This window comes from Pseudomonas sp. CGJS7, from assembly GCF_036961695.1.
In genome coordinates this window covers 1-14,944 of sequence record NZ_JBAMDI010000192.1, presented here as the reverse complement: position 1 = coordinate 14,944, position 14,944 = coordinate 1, and the positions used below count along the sequence as shown (strand labels likewise).

General features: G+C 62.8%; 10 protein-coding genes. 2 read left to right on the top strand and 8 right to left on the bottom strand.

The window, feature by feature from the left end:
• Positions 1-247 precede the first annotated feature (247 nt).
• The 8 genes from V7787_RS49485 to V7787_RS49450 form a co-directional block, all read right to left on the bottom strand.
• On the bottom strand, positions 248-1,021 hold the full coding sequence (locus tag V7787_RS49485) for an enoyl-CoA hydratase (protein WP_003250095.1): 774 nt from the start codon (positions 1,019-1,021) through the stop codon (positions 248-250).
• A gap of 13 nt (positions 1,022-1,034) precedes the next feature.
• Complete coding sequence (locus tag V7787_RS49480; RefSeq protein ID WP_064492896.1) at positions 1,035-2,162, bottom strand: acyl-CoA dehydrogenase; 1,128 nt, start codon at positions 2,160-2,162, stop codon at positions 1,035-1,037.
• An 8-nt stretch (positions 2,163-2,170) separates the two neighbouring features.
• Positions 2,171-3,364, bottom strand: coding sequence for an acetyl-CoA C-acyltransferase (locus V7787_RS49475; protein ID WP_010953196.1), 1,194 nt, complete (start codon positions 3,362-3,364; stop codon positions 2,171-2,173).
• A gap of 11 nt (positions 3,365-3,375) precedes the next feature.
• The gene (locus V7787_RS49470; protein WP_064492895.1) at positions 3,376-4,143 is read right to left on the bottom strand and encodes an SDR family NAD(P)-dependent oxidoreductase; all 768 of its coding nucleotides are present in this window, start codon (positions 4,141-4,143) and stop codon (positions 3,376-3,378) included.
• Positions 4,144-4,156: 13 nt separating this feature from the next.
• On the bottom strand, positions 4,157-5,803 hold the full coding sequence (locus tag V7787_RS49465; protein ID WP_144180099.1) for an acyl-CoA synthetase: 1,647 nt from the start codon (positions 5,801-5,803) through the stop codon (positions 4,157-4,159).
• A 122-nt stretch (positions 5,804-5,925) separates the two neighbouring features.
• Entirely contained in the window at positions 5,926-10,371 is a 4,446-nt protein-coding gene (locus V7787_RS49460) for an NEL-type E3 ubiquitin ligase domain-containing protein (protein ID WP_104887319.1), read from the bottom strand.
• 145 nt (positions 10,372-10,516) lie between these two features.
• A complete protein-coding gene (locus V7787_RS49455; RefSeq protein ID WP_020192118.1) occupies positions 10,517-11,539 on the bottom strand; it encodes an AraC family transcriptional regulator in 1,023 nt (340 codons plus the stop codon).
• 200 nt (positions 11,540-11,739) lie between these two features.
• Complete coding sequence (locus tag V7787_RS49450) at positions 11,740-12,603, bottom strand: LysR substrate-binding domain-containing protein (RefSeq protein WP_336094926.1); 864 nt, start codon at positions 12,601-12,603, stop codon at positions 11,740-11,742.
• Between the two features lie 112 nt (positions 12,604-12,715).
• Between V7787_RS49450 and V7787_RS49445 the strand changes: the two genes are divergently transcribed.
• On the top strand, positions 12,716-13,822 hold the full coding sequence (locus V7787_RS49445; RefSeq protein ID WP_104887318.1) for a 2-aminoethylphosphonate--pyruvate transaminase: 1,107 nt from the start codon (positions 12,716-12,718) through the stop codon (positions 13,820-13,822).
• Positions 13,823-13,856: 34 nt separating this feature from the next.
• On the top strand, positions 13,857-14,684 hold the full coding sequence (phnX, locus tag V7787_RS49440) for a phosphonoacetaldehyde hydrolase (RefSeq protein WP_003250077.1): 828 nt from the start codon (positions 13,857-13,859) through the stop codon (positions 14,682-14,684).
• Positions 14,685-14,944: the final 260 nt, after the last annotated feature.

Sequence of the window (14,944 nt, the reverse complement as noted above, 5' to 3'; positions counted from 1 at the left end):
CGCTCCCATCATCCGGCCCCTGCGCTACGCTCCGGGGTTCCCTCGCTCCGGGCTTGCTCCCGGGAGTACGCGCTGCAGGCCCCATCCATGGGGCCTCAGCGCTTGACGGGCATCCATGCCCGTCACCTCCCTCCGCAAGCCCTACGCTCGGCCTCCTGAAGTCGCAATCTGCGTCGCCTGAACTATCGCGCACTTCGAAGCAAAAGCCACAGCAACGGCAACGGCAACGGCAACGAACCGAGTCTGATCAACGGTCCTTGAACTGTGCCTCGCGCTTAGCGATGAATGCGGCCATGCCTTCTTTCTGGTCTTCGGTGGAGAAAGCCGCATGGAAGACCCGACGCTCAAAGCGAACCCCCTCGCTGAGGGTGACTTCAAATGCCCGGTTGACGCTCTCCTTGACCATCATGCTCACCGGAATCGACTTGCTGGCAATGGTCGCCGCCACCTTCAGCGCCTCTTCCACCAGCTCTGCCTGCGGCACGATCCGCGCCACCAGGCCTGCACGCTCGGCTTCTTCCGCGCCCATCAGGCGGCCGGTCAGGCAAAGCTCCATGGCCTTCGCCTTACCCACCGCACGCGTCAGGCGCTGGGTACCGCCCATGCCCGGCAGCACGCCCAGGTTGATTTCCGGTTGACCAAATTTGGCATTGTCCGCAGCGAGGATAAAGTCGCACATCATCGCCAGCTCACAGCCGCCGCCCAAGGCAAATCCAGACACTGCAGCAATGATCGGCTTACGGCGATTGGCGATGCGGTCGGCGTCGCTGAACAGGTCGTCGACGTAGATCTGCGGGTATTGCAGCTCGGCCATTTCCTTGATGTCGGCGCCAGCAGCAAAGGCTTTGGCCGAGCCTGTCAGCACCACGCAGCCGATGTTCGGGTCGCGCTCGAGCTGGTCCAGAGCCTGGTTGATCTCGCCGACAATCTGCGCGTTCAGCGCATTGAGCGCCTGCGGCCGGTTGAGGGTGATCAGGCCAACCTTGCCGTGGATGTCCAACAGGATGGTTTCGAATGCCATGCAGTCTGCTCCTTCAAAGATTGCGCGCAATGACCATGCGCTGAATGTCGCTGGTGCCTTCGTAGATCTGGCAAACCCGAACGTCGCGGTAGATCCGCTCCAGCGGAAAGTCACTCAGATAGCCATAACCGCCCAGGGTCTGCAAGGCGTCCGAACAGACCTTTTCGGCCATTTCCGAGGCAAACAGCTTGGCCATCGACGCTTCCACCAGCGCCGGGCGCCCCGCATCACGAAGGGCAGCGGCGTGCAATACCATCTGCCGGGCAACGGAAATTTTCGTTGCCATGTCGGCCAGGCGAAACGCCACGGCCTGGTGCTCGATCAGCGGTTTGCCAAAGCTCTGGCGCTCGTTGGCGTAGTCGCGCGCCACTTCGAACGCCGCGCGGGCCATACCCACCGCTTGCGAGGCGATGCCGATACGGCCGCCTTCAAGGTTGGCCAGGGCGATCTTGTAGCCTTCACCCTCCGCGCCCAGCCGGTTGGCCACTGGCACGCGCACATTGTCGAAAACGATCTGGCAGGTGTCGGAGGCGTGCTGGCCGAGTTTGTCCTCCACCCGCGCTACCTGGTAGCCCGGCGAATCGGTCGGCACGATGAAGGCGCTGATGCCACGCTTGCCGGCCTCCGGGTCGGTGACTGCAAACACGATCACGACGCCGGCGTTCTGCCCCGAGGTAATGAACTGCTTGCTGCCATTGAGCACGTAATGGTCGCCTTCCAGGCGGGCGCGGGTCTTCAGGCTGCTGGCATCGGAGCCAGCCTGCGGCTCGGTCAGGGCGAAAGCACCGAGCATCGCACCTGTCGCCAGCGGGGTGAGGAACTGTTCTTTCTGCTGCTCGTTGCCGAAGCGCAGGATCGGCACGCAACCCACCGAGTTGTGCACGCTCATGATGGTCGAGCAGGCGCCATCGCCCGCAGCGATTTCCTCCAAGGCCATGGCATAGGCCACATAACCGGTGTCGCTACCGCCCCACTGCTCCGGCACCAGCATGCCGAACAGGCCCAGTTCGGCCATCTCGTCGATGGCCTCTTTCGGGAAGCGATGTTCCTTGTCCCATTGCTCGGCAAACGGTCTCAGGCGCTCCTGGGCGAAGGCACGTACCGCGTCGGCGATCTGTTGTTGCTCGTCATTTACCAGCATGGTTCACCTCAGTACAGGCATTCAACAGCCATGGCCGTGGCCTCGCCACCGCCGATGCAGATGGCCGCCACACCTCGACGCAGATTGTTCTGGCGCAAGGCCGACAACAGGGTGACCAGAATACGTGCGCCAGAAGCGCCGATCGGGTGGCCGAGGGCGCAAGCGCCGCCGTGGATATTGACCTTGTCGTGTGGCAGATCGAGGTGTTTCATGGCCGCCAGGGTGACCACGGCGAAGGCCTCGTTGATCTCGAACAGGTCAACTTCGGCCAGGTTCCAGCCGGTGCGTTTCATCAGTTTGTCGATAGCGCCGATCGGGGCGGTCGGGAACAGCGCCGGGGTGTCGGCAAAGGCGGCGTGGCCGTGGATGACGGCCAATGGCTTGAGGCCACGTTTGTCGGCCTCGGAGCGGCGCATCAGTACCAGCGCCGCAGCGCCGTCGGAAATCGAACTGGCGTTGGCCGCCGTCACGGTGCCGCCTTCACGAAACGCCGGTTTGAGCTGCGCAATCTTGTCCAGACGCGCCTTGGGCGGCTGCTCGTCATCCTTGATGACGCGCTTTTCCTTGCCCTCGGTGACTTCCACCGGCACGATCTCGGCGGCAAAACGGCCGCTGCTGATGGCTTCCTGCGCTCGGGTCAGCGAGGCGATGGCGAACTGGTCCTGGGCTTCGCGGCTGAAGGCATTGGCCTGGGCACAGTCCTCGGCAAAGGTACCCATCAGACGGCCTTTGTCGTAGGCGTCTTCGAGGCCGTCCATGAACATGTGGTCGATGATCTTGCCGTGGCCCATGCGGTATCCGCCACGGGCTTTGTCCAGCAGGTACGGCGCGTTGGTCATGCTTTCCATGCCACCCGCCACTACCACGTCTGCGGTGCCGGCCAGCAGCAGGTCATGGGCCATGATCGCGGCTTGCATACCCGAGCCGCACATCTTGTTCAGGGTGGTGCAGGTGGTGTGCTTGTCCAGCCCGGCGCCCAGCGCGGCCTGGCGTGCCGGCGCCTGGCCCTGGCCGGCCGGCAGCACGCAGCCGAACAGTACCTGCTCGACACCGGCGGCATCGATGCCGGCACGTTCCACGGCAGCACGAATGGCGGCGCTGCCCAGTTGCGGCGCAGTCAGGCTCTTGAGGTCGCCCTGCAACCCGCCCATGGGCGTGCGCACGGCGCTGACGATAACGATGGGGTCATTGGCGAGGGTCATGTTCGCTCTCCTTACTTGGCAGCCATGCGCAGCGCACCGTCGAGGCGGATGACCTCACCGTTGAGCATGCTGTTCTCGATGATATGGCGGGCCAGCGCGGCGTATTCCTGCGGGCGGCCCAAGCGGGGCGGGAACGGTACGCCGGCAGCCAGCGAAGCACGTACCTCTTCGCTCATGCCGGCCATCATAGGGGTTTCAAAGATACCCGGAGCGATGGTCATCACGCGGATGCCGAAGCGTGCCAGTTCGCGCGCGGCCGGCAAGGTCAGGCTGGCAATGGCCCCCTTGGAGGCAGCGTAGGCGGCCTGGCCAATCTGGCCGTCATAGGCGGCAATGGAGGCCGTGTTGATGATGACCCCACGCTCGCCGCTCTCATCGGCAGCCCCTTCGGCCATGGCCGCCGCAGCCAGACGCAACAGGTTGAAGCTGCCGATCAGGTTGACGTTGATGACCTTGGCGAAGCTGGCCAGGCCATGCGGGCCCTGCTTGCCCAGCACCTTCTCGGCACCGACGATGCCGGCACAATTGACCAACCCATGCAAGCTGCCAAAGGCGCTGACAGCTGCATCGACAGCCGACTGGGCCGCCTGCTCGTCACTGATATCAGCCACGGTGAAACGGGCATTGTCGCCCAGTTCGCGGGCCTTGGCTTCGACAGCCTGGGCATTGAGGTCGACCAGCATGACCTTGGCGCCAGCCTCGACCAGCATCTGTGCAGTCGCAGCACCCAGCCCGGAAGCGGCGCCGCTGACGATGAAATGTTTATTGGCTATGTGCATGAGTACTTTCCTTTCAGACGCTGGCAGGGGTGGCCTGTTGCGCTTGTTGTTTGGCGACTTCCTGGTTGCGCAGGATGAAGCGTTGCAGCTTGCCGCTCGGGGTCTTGGGCAGCTCGCTGACGAATTCGATTTCCCTGGGGTAGGCATGCGCGTAGAGGCGCTGGCGCACATGCTGGCGCAAGGTTTCTTCCAGCTCGACACTGCCGGCGTAGCCGCTGGCCAATACCACGAACGCCTTGATCAGCTCGGTACGCTCCGGGTCGGGCTTGCCGATCACCGCTGCCTCGATCACCGCCGGGTGCTCGATCAACGCGCTTTCCACATCGAACGGCCCCACCCGGTAACCGGAGGTGGTGATCACGTCGTCGCTACGGCCAACGAAGCTGATGCTGCCATCCGGGTTCAGCTCGACAGTGTCGCCGCTGAGGTAGTACTTGCCGACGAAGGCTTTGGTCGGCAGGCCGTGGTAACCGCCGAACCAGCACAGCGGCGACTGCTCACGGTCAACGGCGAGGATGCCTGGCTGGCCGGCTGGCAGTTCGTTGCCCTGCTCGTCCACCACCACGATGCGGTGGCCGGGGATGGCATAGCCGGCAGAACCCAGGTGCACCGGATGCTGCAGGCCATGGTGGTTGCACAGCACCATGCCCAGTTCGGTCTGGCCGTAGTGATCGTGAATGGTCACGCCCAGCTCGTCGGCGAACCAGCGGATCACCTCGGGGTTAAGCGGTTCGCCGGCACTGCTGACCACCCGCAGGCGGCCCTTGATCGGTGCCGAGAAATCTTTGCCCGCCGCAATCAGCAAGCGATACGCGGTCGGCGAACCGGCCAGGTTGGTGATACCCAGCTTGTCGATCACCCGGGCGCAGCTCTCGACACTGAACGGGCCATCGTAGAACGTGGTGGCGTGCCCCAGCGACAACGGACCGGTAACGGCGTAATACAAGCCGTAAGCCCAACCCGGGTCGGCCAGGTTCCAGAAGTTGTCCTCGGGCAGCAGCTCGATGGCATCACGCATGTAGCCCTGAAACGCGACGATCGCACGCAGTGGCACTTCCAGGGGTTTTGCCGGGCCAGTGGTTCCGGAAGTGAACATCAGCAGGAATGGATCGTTGCCTGAGCGCATCACCGGCTCACATACGTCCGCTGCGCGTTCCAGGCATTGCTGGAAGTCCAGCTCACCACTGCGGGCCTTGACAGTGATGATGGTCGGGCAGGCATGCACGTCGTCCAGCTTGGCGCGGTTGTGGCTATCGGTGACCACCACTCGGGCATGGGATTGCTCAAGCCGGTGCTCGATGGCCTTGGGGCCGAACGCGGTGAACAAGGGCTGGTAAACCGCCCCGAGGCGCCAGGTAGCGAGGATGGTCACCAGCAGTTCAGGGGTACGCGGCATCAAGCCGGCAACCCGGTCTCCGGCGCCTACCCCCTGCGCCTTTAACACATTGGCGAACCGGGCAGCCTGCACCTGAAGCTGATCGAAGCTATAGCGCGCGCTGTTACCATCGCGGTCCTCATGAATCAGTGCCAGCCTGCCGTCACCGGCATGCCGGTCACAGCATTCGACACAGGCATTAAGGGCTTCAAGGTTGCCGTGCAATGCCGTCACAACGGCCTGGTCATGGTCGAACGTACGAGCGGCCTCGGCGTAATCGCGCATCATCGGACTCCTGGTTTCTTGTTTTTGGAGTTGAAGCATCGGTCCGACGATGTTCGCGCCGCTCATGCGCGGCGGCAATGGCCAAAGCTGTCAATCTGGATGACTGGTTTGGCCGCCGCTAATCACCCCTCTGCGCGCTCGGCTGCACGCAGGTAGGACTGGGTGAGCCCTGCGACCAGGCGCTCGATATCGAGGACCTGCTGTTCCTGCAGCCGGCGTAGTTGCTGCTCGAAGGCCGCGGGCGCCAAGACAGGACGTTGAGCCTGCAGCTCAAGCGTGCGCCGAGTGTAATCCGCACTGAGGGCATCGAACATTTGGTCATGTTGCTGGCGCAGGTAACGGCGCCAGAACGCGCGCTGGCTCAGGCTATCGGTCAGGCCCTCGATGGTCTGCGCGCGCGTAACCCGCAGGAACGCATCCTCTACCTGGGCCTGTGTCAGCGCGACAGACTCGGGATAGCGCATGGCATACGGCTGGTTGGGCAACCGCAAACGGCTACGAAGTTGCACCCTGTAAGCCAGCCCCAATGCCAACTGGTCAACATGTTCACTGGCAGCCAGACGCTGCCGGCCATCCTGGTAGGCAATCCCTTCCAGTTGATCCAGCCGGAACAGTTGCCTGCCCAGTTCAAGCAACTCGCCCCTGCGTTCAGGGTTGACTGCGGCGGCTTCGGCCTGCGCCTGCCTCACCAATACCTGCAATGCACTGAAATGGCTGGCAACGGCGTCCGAACATGACAGCGGCAGGCCGGCCCGCTCAAAAATCCGCCGGCACAGCACCGGGTCGCCGTCCAGCGTAGCCAGCAGTGTCCATACCCCGTCAACCAGCGCATCCCGCCCTTCACCCGCTTGGCTGTAGTCCGCAGTCATCTCCAGGCGAGCCAACAACCTGAACAACCCGCTGCTACCTGCTTGCGCCAGCAACCGCAGCCACACGGCCTCACGCTCGGCCTGAACCGTCGCATCCGTATGGCCTACCCAACGCGTACGGGCCCTGGCCAGGTCAACTGACCCCAACTGCTCAGGTGAGTGCCGGTGTTCTTCGATCACATCGAGGGCATACAACCTTCGTTGCTGCATGACCGACAAGGGGTTGTCCTCCATCAGAATGGCCTGTCGAAATGCATAAGGCATCAGCTGGATCTCGGTGGGCACTTCGCGGAGTTGGTTGTTGCGCAAGTCAGCACGTTCAAGTAGACCACAGAGCTCCAGGCGACGCGGCCAGCTGCCCAGCCGACAATGACGCAGGTTCAGGCTTGTCAGCCGAGAAAGTTGGTGGAAGCTCATGTCGAGCGCTTCCAGCCGGTTATGACTGAGATCAAGATGCACAAGGTTGGACAAACCATGCAGAACGCTGATCGCCTGGGCGTCGAGGCGTATCTCGTTATGCGCCAACCGAAGCGATTGAAGATTCGGTAAATGGGCAATGCCTGTTGGTAGACGCATCAACGCGTTGTTGTTGAGGTTCAGGTGCGTCAAGGCAGTAAACGGGCGAAGGAAGTCGGCCGGAATGTCAGTAATCAGGGTGTCGTTCACGCTCAGCAGGGTAATGCGATGGAAATCGATGTGCGGCGGTAGTGCCGGCAGTGTGCGCAAACTCAAACCGCTCATCGACAAGCGCTGCCCCTGTGTTTGCCCCTCGCCGGCCGAAACAGGCTCGCCCTGCAGTCGCCAGGCTCGCAGGATGCTGTCGGCCGTCAACCTGCGGTCGGCGCGTCGACCCTCCTGCAACTCGGCACCGACCCAGCGGTTGAGGTACAGCACTAGCTGGTCATGTGCTTCCTGCAGTTCTACCAGGCGCTCGAAGACTGGCTGCGGGCCTTGTTGCACACGCGCCAGCTCCACATCGAGCGCGGCCTCGTCCAGGCCAGGATAAAGCGATCGTAGCTGATCGCGAATGATCGCTCGCTCATCCCTGGGAGCAGCGCCAGGGCGACCACTGAGCGGGTATCCCACGCGCCCATCGTCCATGCGACGCCCTGGATTGAGCCAGGCCTGCTCCTCTGGCCAGCCGAGCATGCGCGCGATATCCCAATGGGTAGCGGGTAACCGCGCCAGAAGCTTCTCACGCAGTTGGCTCGCCGCCGCACTGCCCACCAGTTGCATCGCTGCCCGCTGCTCTGATGTCAGTGCGGCAAAAAGCGCCTCGAAGATACATCCCGGCTCGTCAGCGATAAGCACGTGTGGCACACCTGACCCGTTGTAGATCAGAAACCTGCCTTCATGCCGGACCACTATTCTTCTTGCCTCGGTTCGCCCGCCGCTACCGAGGCGCCTGATAGACCGCCCATCCAGCCCGCGGTCGCGCAAGTCGAGGTCAAGTTGCTCGAGTTCGAAGCTATCCAGCAACGCAAGGGCCAACTCGCCGGTGACATCACTGTACGCCGTGCTCAGATACAACCCCGCCAGCCCCCGGCTCAGGCGAGCCAGACGCAAGAGCGAACGGGCGTTCTTCGCGCACGGCAATGGCAGCCGCCGCTCGACCCGCGCCATTTGGTGCTCAAGCTCATGCGCCTGGCCGGTTACTTCATTTATGTAGGCCGAAGGCAAACCCGGGAAGTCGCGTTTTACCAACATGCTGAGCGGGTCTGCTGCCAGTGACTGTTCTGTCAGGTGAGCAAACAATTGCGGCCGCAACCCGGCCTCATGCACCTGCATCTGCTCCAGTCCGGCGCCCACGCCTGGCCTTGCTTCACACCAGGCCAGCAGCTCCCTGTCCGATGGCATCAACGCCTTCAGCCGAACACGCTGGAAAAACCTTTGAATGCGTGCATGCGCCTGGAAGGCGCGCAACGTTTGGCCAAGGCTCACCGGCGCCGGGCGATTCTCCACGAGAACGCCGCGCAACAAGTCTGCATCGATACCTGCCACCCGCATTATCTGCTCGGCCTGATGCGCGTCGACAGGGGAAAGCTGTGGCCATAATGCATCCAGCATGCGGGCAGGCGCCTGCCAGCTTAAGGGTTGTTCACGCATCAGCTGCCAGCCACGCTCACCGTTGTGCAACACGACCGGCCCGTAGCCCCCCTCACTCGCTGCATGGCGCAGGCGATAGGGGCCATCGGCGACGGGCTGGTGCACTTCGAGGGAACGTCCATCGATACGGACCCAGCGGCAGCCCGCCTCGCCACCGCGCTCCTCCTCGAGCAGATCGACAGGGCCCGGCAATGATCGATAATTCCTGGCGTTGAACTGCCACAGCCGACCGCGCCCATTCCCAACGCTTACCGGCTCCAGGCCCGCGACAAACGCACTGCGCACAAAACTGACACCCGCCACCGTCGCCGCGGTAGCCGCCAAGGTTTCGGCGACCCCCAGCAGATGCTGCAGCGCTTCGTGTTGGTGCCCCTTCGACCAATCCCTCATCCCTTCGAACACTTCGGCGCACGTCTGGGCAACCACCTGCCCCAGCAGCACGCCCCCCACAGCCGGGATGAAAAGGCCGGCGAGGTTTACCAGGTCCAGACCTGCCGCCTTCCACTCAGCGTGTCTGGCGCTAATCGCCCGGCTATCAGCGTCAGCGGTTGGTACCAGCAGCAACCGGGCATCTTCCTTGACCCGTTGCACTTGCCGAGTCGCCAGTTGCGTGAAAACCCCTCCTCCAGGTGTTTCACCCTCAAGCTCCAGGTCCGGCAGCTTGTCTTTCAGGCGCTTGCCGAGGGTACTGACAAAACCTGCACGGTGCTCAAGGCTGATGAGCTGTGTGAAGTACTGCCAGTAACCGGGATCTTGCAACAACATCGCCACGGTACTGTTCATGGAGGCGGCATTGTCGAAGAACCGCAATGCCTGCCGGGGATCACCAGGCAGGTAAAGTACGATGCCCCGTTCATTTCCCGCCTTGTCATGCAGGTGAATCAGCAAGCCATCGACCACAGGTTTCCCTATTGCCCTCAACAGCATGGGTTTGCCTTCGAGGCCTTGTTGTCGCCGCTCCTGAGCGGGGTCCACCACCTCACGCAAGGCAAGCTGCACATCGACGCTTATGTTTCCCTGCAAAGCCGCAAGCTCGGTCGCCAGCTTCAACCCCGAACGTTTGTCTTCAGCCAGCACCGCCTGGGTAGCTGGCGGGAAGATCCTTTGCAACGCGTCCTGATAACGCTGACCAACGTCCAGATTGCGACAGGCCGTAATCAATGCTTCCAGCGATGCATTCAATGGTTTATCGCTGCCTGGCAAAACCAGCCCCGTGCCCTCGTAGTAGCGGGTATTCGCAGCAAAGTTGCGCATCAGCCGCAGTAACCCGTTCTCACGCGTCTGGCTGTACCCGTATGTCTGTTGCAAGGTACCTGGCAGTGTGCCGAAGCGTGGCGCCACCCGCAGCCACTCGAGCTGGGCAAATACCTGCCCGTCCGGCAACGGTGCATCCAGCAACGCCGCCAGGTGCTTCTCGGCAAACTGCTGGAGCGGCAGTAACTCAAGTGTCAGGCCACTCAAGCGTGCTTGGCTGGCGTGGTGCGCGTTCAGGCTGGTGCGCAGGGTGTTGATCTGGCCCCTTGACGCGCGTTTGAGCCACTCAGGTAATCGGGCACCGATGAATGGGTCATGGTCAGTCGCATTGATAATCATGGTGGGTTCCACAGCTATTTGACGAAGCCAACCATGTTGTTCAAATGCCGGACCAGGATGCAGAGGGAACGGGTTCGATCGGCGCCTGCTCGGTAAGCCTTCTGGGCCCGCGCGGTAATGCGCTACGGCAGGAAGCGTTCGCCCTTCAGTGCCCTGCCCCTCGCGCCTGGATCAATGCCCGATAATGCCCCGGGTTGCAGCCGAACCACTTGCGAAATGCCTTATAGAACGAGCTGCTGTCGGCGAACCCCAAACGCTCGGCAAGCTCGCCCATGGCCACGTCTTCCTGGCTGAGCCAGGCGATCGCCAGCTCCCGTCGTACGCTGTCCTTCAAGCCCTGGTAGTTCTGCCCCTCTTCTGCCAGACGCCGCCGCAGGGTCGATGGCGACAGGCACAGCTGCCGGGCCAGGCGGTCAGCATCGGGCCATTGCTCAGGGGCCAGGCGCAACAGGTCGGTGCGGATACGCCGCCCGAGGCTGGCCGGGTCACGGTACTTGACCAGGATATTGCCCGGCGCTTCGGCCAGAAAACGCTGCAGCTCCTCCTCGCTGCGCCGCAGGGGCAAGTCGAGGTATTGCGAAGCAATGATCATGCGTGTGCGTGGACGCTCAAAATGCAGGTTCTCCGAAAACATGACCCGGTAGTCGTCGCAAAAGGGTGGTTCGGCACAACGCAGATCAATGCTCAGAATCGGGATGCGCCGCCCGGCCAGCCAGCAGGTCACCCCATGCACGATCATCCAGAAGGTGAAATAGGTGAACGCGCGGCGCGGTTCGTCACGCGGCTCATTGATGACAATTTCGGCCAGGCCTTGCTGGCGCACCAGGCTGGGCTGCATGTCTTGAAGCATCAGCGACAGAAATGCTAACGAGGTTTCCAGGCCTGCGCCCAGGGTCGGTTGGCCCATGCTGGCACGGCACATGAACGCCAGGCTGCCACTGCACAGACCGCGCGGGTCCATCGCGAAGAATTCGTCGTTGCAGCGCCGGGCCAGCAAGCGCCACAGGCGGGCATAGGACTCGGCACTGACCCTTGCCTCTGGCAGGTGCAGTTGTTCAACGGCGATGCCCGCCCTGGCCAGCAAGCCACTGTCAGGCTCACCGGCAGGGCAGGTCTGCAACAGCGCTTCGCGCACCAGCTGCATGGAAATGGTGTCTTTGTCGCTCATCGACGGTCCTGTCGGCTGATTGCCGGCCATATTAGGGTCTGTATGAAAAGCCTTGAGACGAAGGTCAGGCAAGGCGAAAACAGCCGAGGAAGCGGAGTTTACGGGTTGTAAATGAGCATTCCGAGGCTGTTTTCAACGCAGCATCACCGAGTATCAAGGCTTTTCATACAGAGCCTAGGGTGCCCCGCAGCAAACAGCCATCATAGCCCCGCTGCCAGGCCCAGGAATGCCTGAATCAGGCGCAGTTCGCGACGACGCTCCAGGCAGCCGATTACGTGTTGGTTGACAAGGCCCTCGCCGGCCAATGGGCGTGCCACCACACGGGGATCATTGGCCACTTCAGTGGAAGAAACAACGCCAATCCCCAGCTGCGAGGCCACTGCCTCGGTTACCGCCTCCCGGCTGTCCAGCTCCAGCAATACACGCGGATGCACGCCCGCCTTGATGCAGGCCTTGTCGAAGGTGCGCCGGGTGGTGGAGCTGGGTTCGCGCAGCACCATGATCTGCTGGTGCAGCTCGGCCAACGGCAAGTCCTCCCGCTCGCTGGCCCAGGTGTGCCCCACCGGTAACAGCGCACACAGGCGCGACTCACAGAGATTTTGCAGATGCAGCCCCTTGCGCGGCTCTATTTCGGTCAGCACCGCCACGTCGGCATGCTCGCCGAGCAGCGCAGTCAAGGTCTCCTGAGCATTGCCCAGGCGCAAGTTGACGGTGACGCCTGGGTACCGTTCACGCAGCAGCGCCAGCATCGGCATGACCCGGTGCGGGCCGTCGGCAGCTACCTCCAGGCGCCCGGTCAGCAACTGGCGGTTGGCCTCGAGCATGGCCTGCGCTTCTTCGGCCAGGCCGAACATGGCGCGGGTGATGGCCGCCAGGCGCGTGCCCTCCTCGGTCAGCTCCACGCGCCGTGCAGTACGCCGCAACAAGGTGATCTGGTAGTGCTCCTCCAGGGCCTTGACGTGCCCGGTCACCGCCGGCTGGCTGATGAACAGGCGCTCGGCAGCACGGGTAAAGCTGCCCTCACGGGCCACGGCGTCGAAGGCGCGTAGCTGGAACAGGTTCATATTCATCGGCCTGACTTATAGCTGGGATAACAACAAACAATTTGATTGATGGCAGCGTGAATTGCAACCTAGGCCCCGTAGTTTCAGCCCACCGCTTGTGAGGAATAACGGAATGAGCAACGCCCCGATTCTGCTGACCCCAGGTCCCCTGACCACATCAATCCGCACCCGCCAAGCCATGCTGGTGGACTGGGGCTCCTGGGACCGTGACTTCAACCAATTGACTGCCAGCGTCTGCGAACAACTGCTGGCCATCATCGACGGCGCCAGCAGCCACCACTGCGTGCCCCTGCAAGGCAGCGGTACCTTCGCCGTGGAAGCGGCCATCGGCACCTTGGTGCCACGCGATGGCAAGGTTCTGGTACTGATCAACGGCGCGTACGGCCAGCGCCTGGCGAAGATCTGCAAAGTGCTGGGTCGCACCTACAGCACCTTCGAAACGGCCGAAGACCAGCCGACCACCGCCGCCGACGTCAACCGGCTGCTGGCCGAAGACCCGGCCATCACCCATGTGGCGCTGATCCACTGCGAAACCAGCACCGGCATCCTCAACCCGCTGCCCGAGATCGCCCAGGTGATCAAACGCCATGGCAAGCGCCTGATCATCGATGCCATGAGCTCGTTCGGTGCACTGCCGATCGATGCCCGCGAAATACCCTTCGAAGCACTGATCGCGGCCTCCGGAAAGTGCCTGGAAGGCGTACCCGGCATGGGCTTCGTCTTCGCCGAAAAAAACGCCCTGGCGGCCGCCGAAGGCAATGCCCACTCGCTGGCCATGGACCTGCACGACCAGCACGCCTACATGGCCAAGACCGGGCAATGGCGCTTCACCCCGCCTACCCACGTGGTCGCTGCACTGCACGAAGCACTGCAGCAATACAACGAGGAAGGTGGCCTTCCCGCCCGCCACCAGCGCTACGCAGACAACTGCAAGACGCTGCTCGACGGCATGGCAGCCATCGGCCTGCGCAGTTTCCTGCCTGCCGAGATCCAGGCGCCAATCATCGTCACCTTCCACGCCCCCACCGATGCCCGCTACCAGTTCAAGGACTTCTACGAGCGGGTCAAGGCCAAGGGTTTCATTCTCTACCCGGGCAAGTTGACCCAGGTCGAAACCTTCCGCGTCGGCTGTATCGGTGTGGTAGGGGCGGACGGCATGCAGGCCGCCGTGAATGCCGTGGCCGACGTGCTGCGGGAAATGGAAGTGCTGGACATCTGACGCTTTGCCCACCCGAACTCAGGAATTTGCGCACATGAACTACAACAACCCCACCCAATTGCAAGCCGCCATCCTCGACTGGGCTGGCACCGTGGTCGATTTCGGCTCATTCGCTCCCACCCAGATCTTTGTCGAGGCCTTTGCCGAGTTCGACGTGCAGGTTTCGATCGAGGAAGCCCGAGGCCCGATGGGCATGGGCAAATGGGACCATATCCGCACCCTGTGCGACGTACCGGAAATTGCCGAGCGCTACCGCAAGGTGTTCGGCCGTACCCCGACCGATGATGACGTCACCGCCATCTACAACCGCTTCATGCCGCTGCAGATCGAGAAGATCGCCGTGCACTCGGCACTGATCCCCGGTGCGCTGGACACCCTCACCGGTCTACGCCAGGACGGCCTGAAGATCGGCTCGTGCTCGGGCTACCCGAAAGTGGTGATGGACAAGGTGGTGGAACTGGCTGCGCAGAACGGCTACGTAGCCGACCATGTAGTGGCCACCGATGAAACCCCGAACGGCCGCCCATGGCCGGCCCAGGCCTTGGCCAACGTGATTGCGCTGGGGATTGACGATGTAGCGGCCTGCGTGAAGGTGGACGACACCGTGCCTGGCATTCTTGAAGGCCGCCGTGCCGGCATGTGGACCGTGGCGCTGGTCTGCTCGGGCAATGCTCTGGGCCTGACCTGGGAAGGCTTCCGGGCGTTGAGTGCCGAGAAACTGGAAAGCGAGCGCCAGCGCATCCATGCACTGTTTGCCGGCTCCCGCCCGCACTACCTGATCGACACCATCAACGACCTGCCCGAAGTGATTGCCGACATCAACCGGCGCCTGGCCAAGGGCGAGATGCCGCAAGCCTTCTGACCCCTGCGGTTTCGCTGTATGTGTGTCCGCCACCAATCTGTGTAGGAGCGGGTTTACCCGCGAATACGGTGGCGGCAGCAACGGTGAACGGCGGGTGGAAATTGGCCAGCAGGCCCGGCCCTTTCGCGGGTGAACCCGCTCCTACACCACGGCCTGTGCCCAACCACCGACCTGTGTCCACCCCCGATCCGGCGTAGGAACGGGTTTACCCGCGAATACGGTAGCGGCGGCAACGGTGAACGGCGGGCGGAAATTGGCCA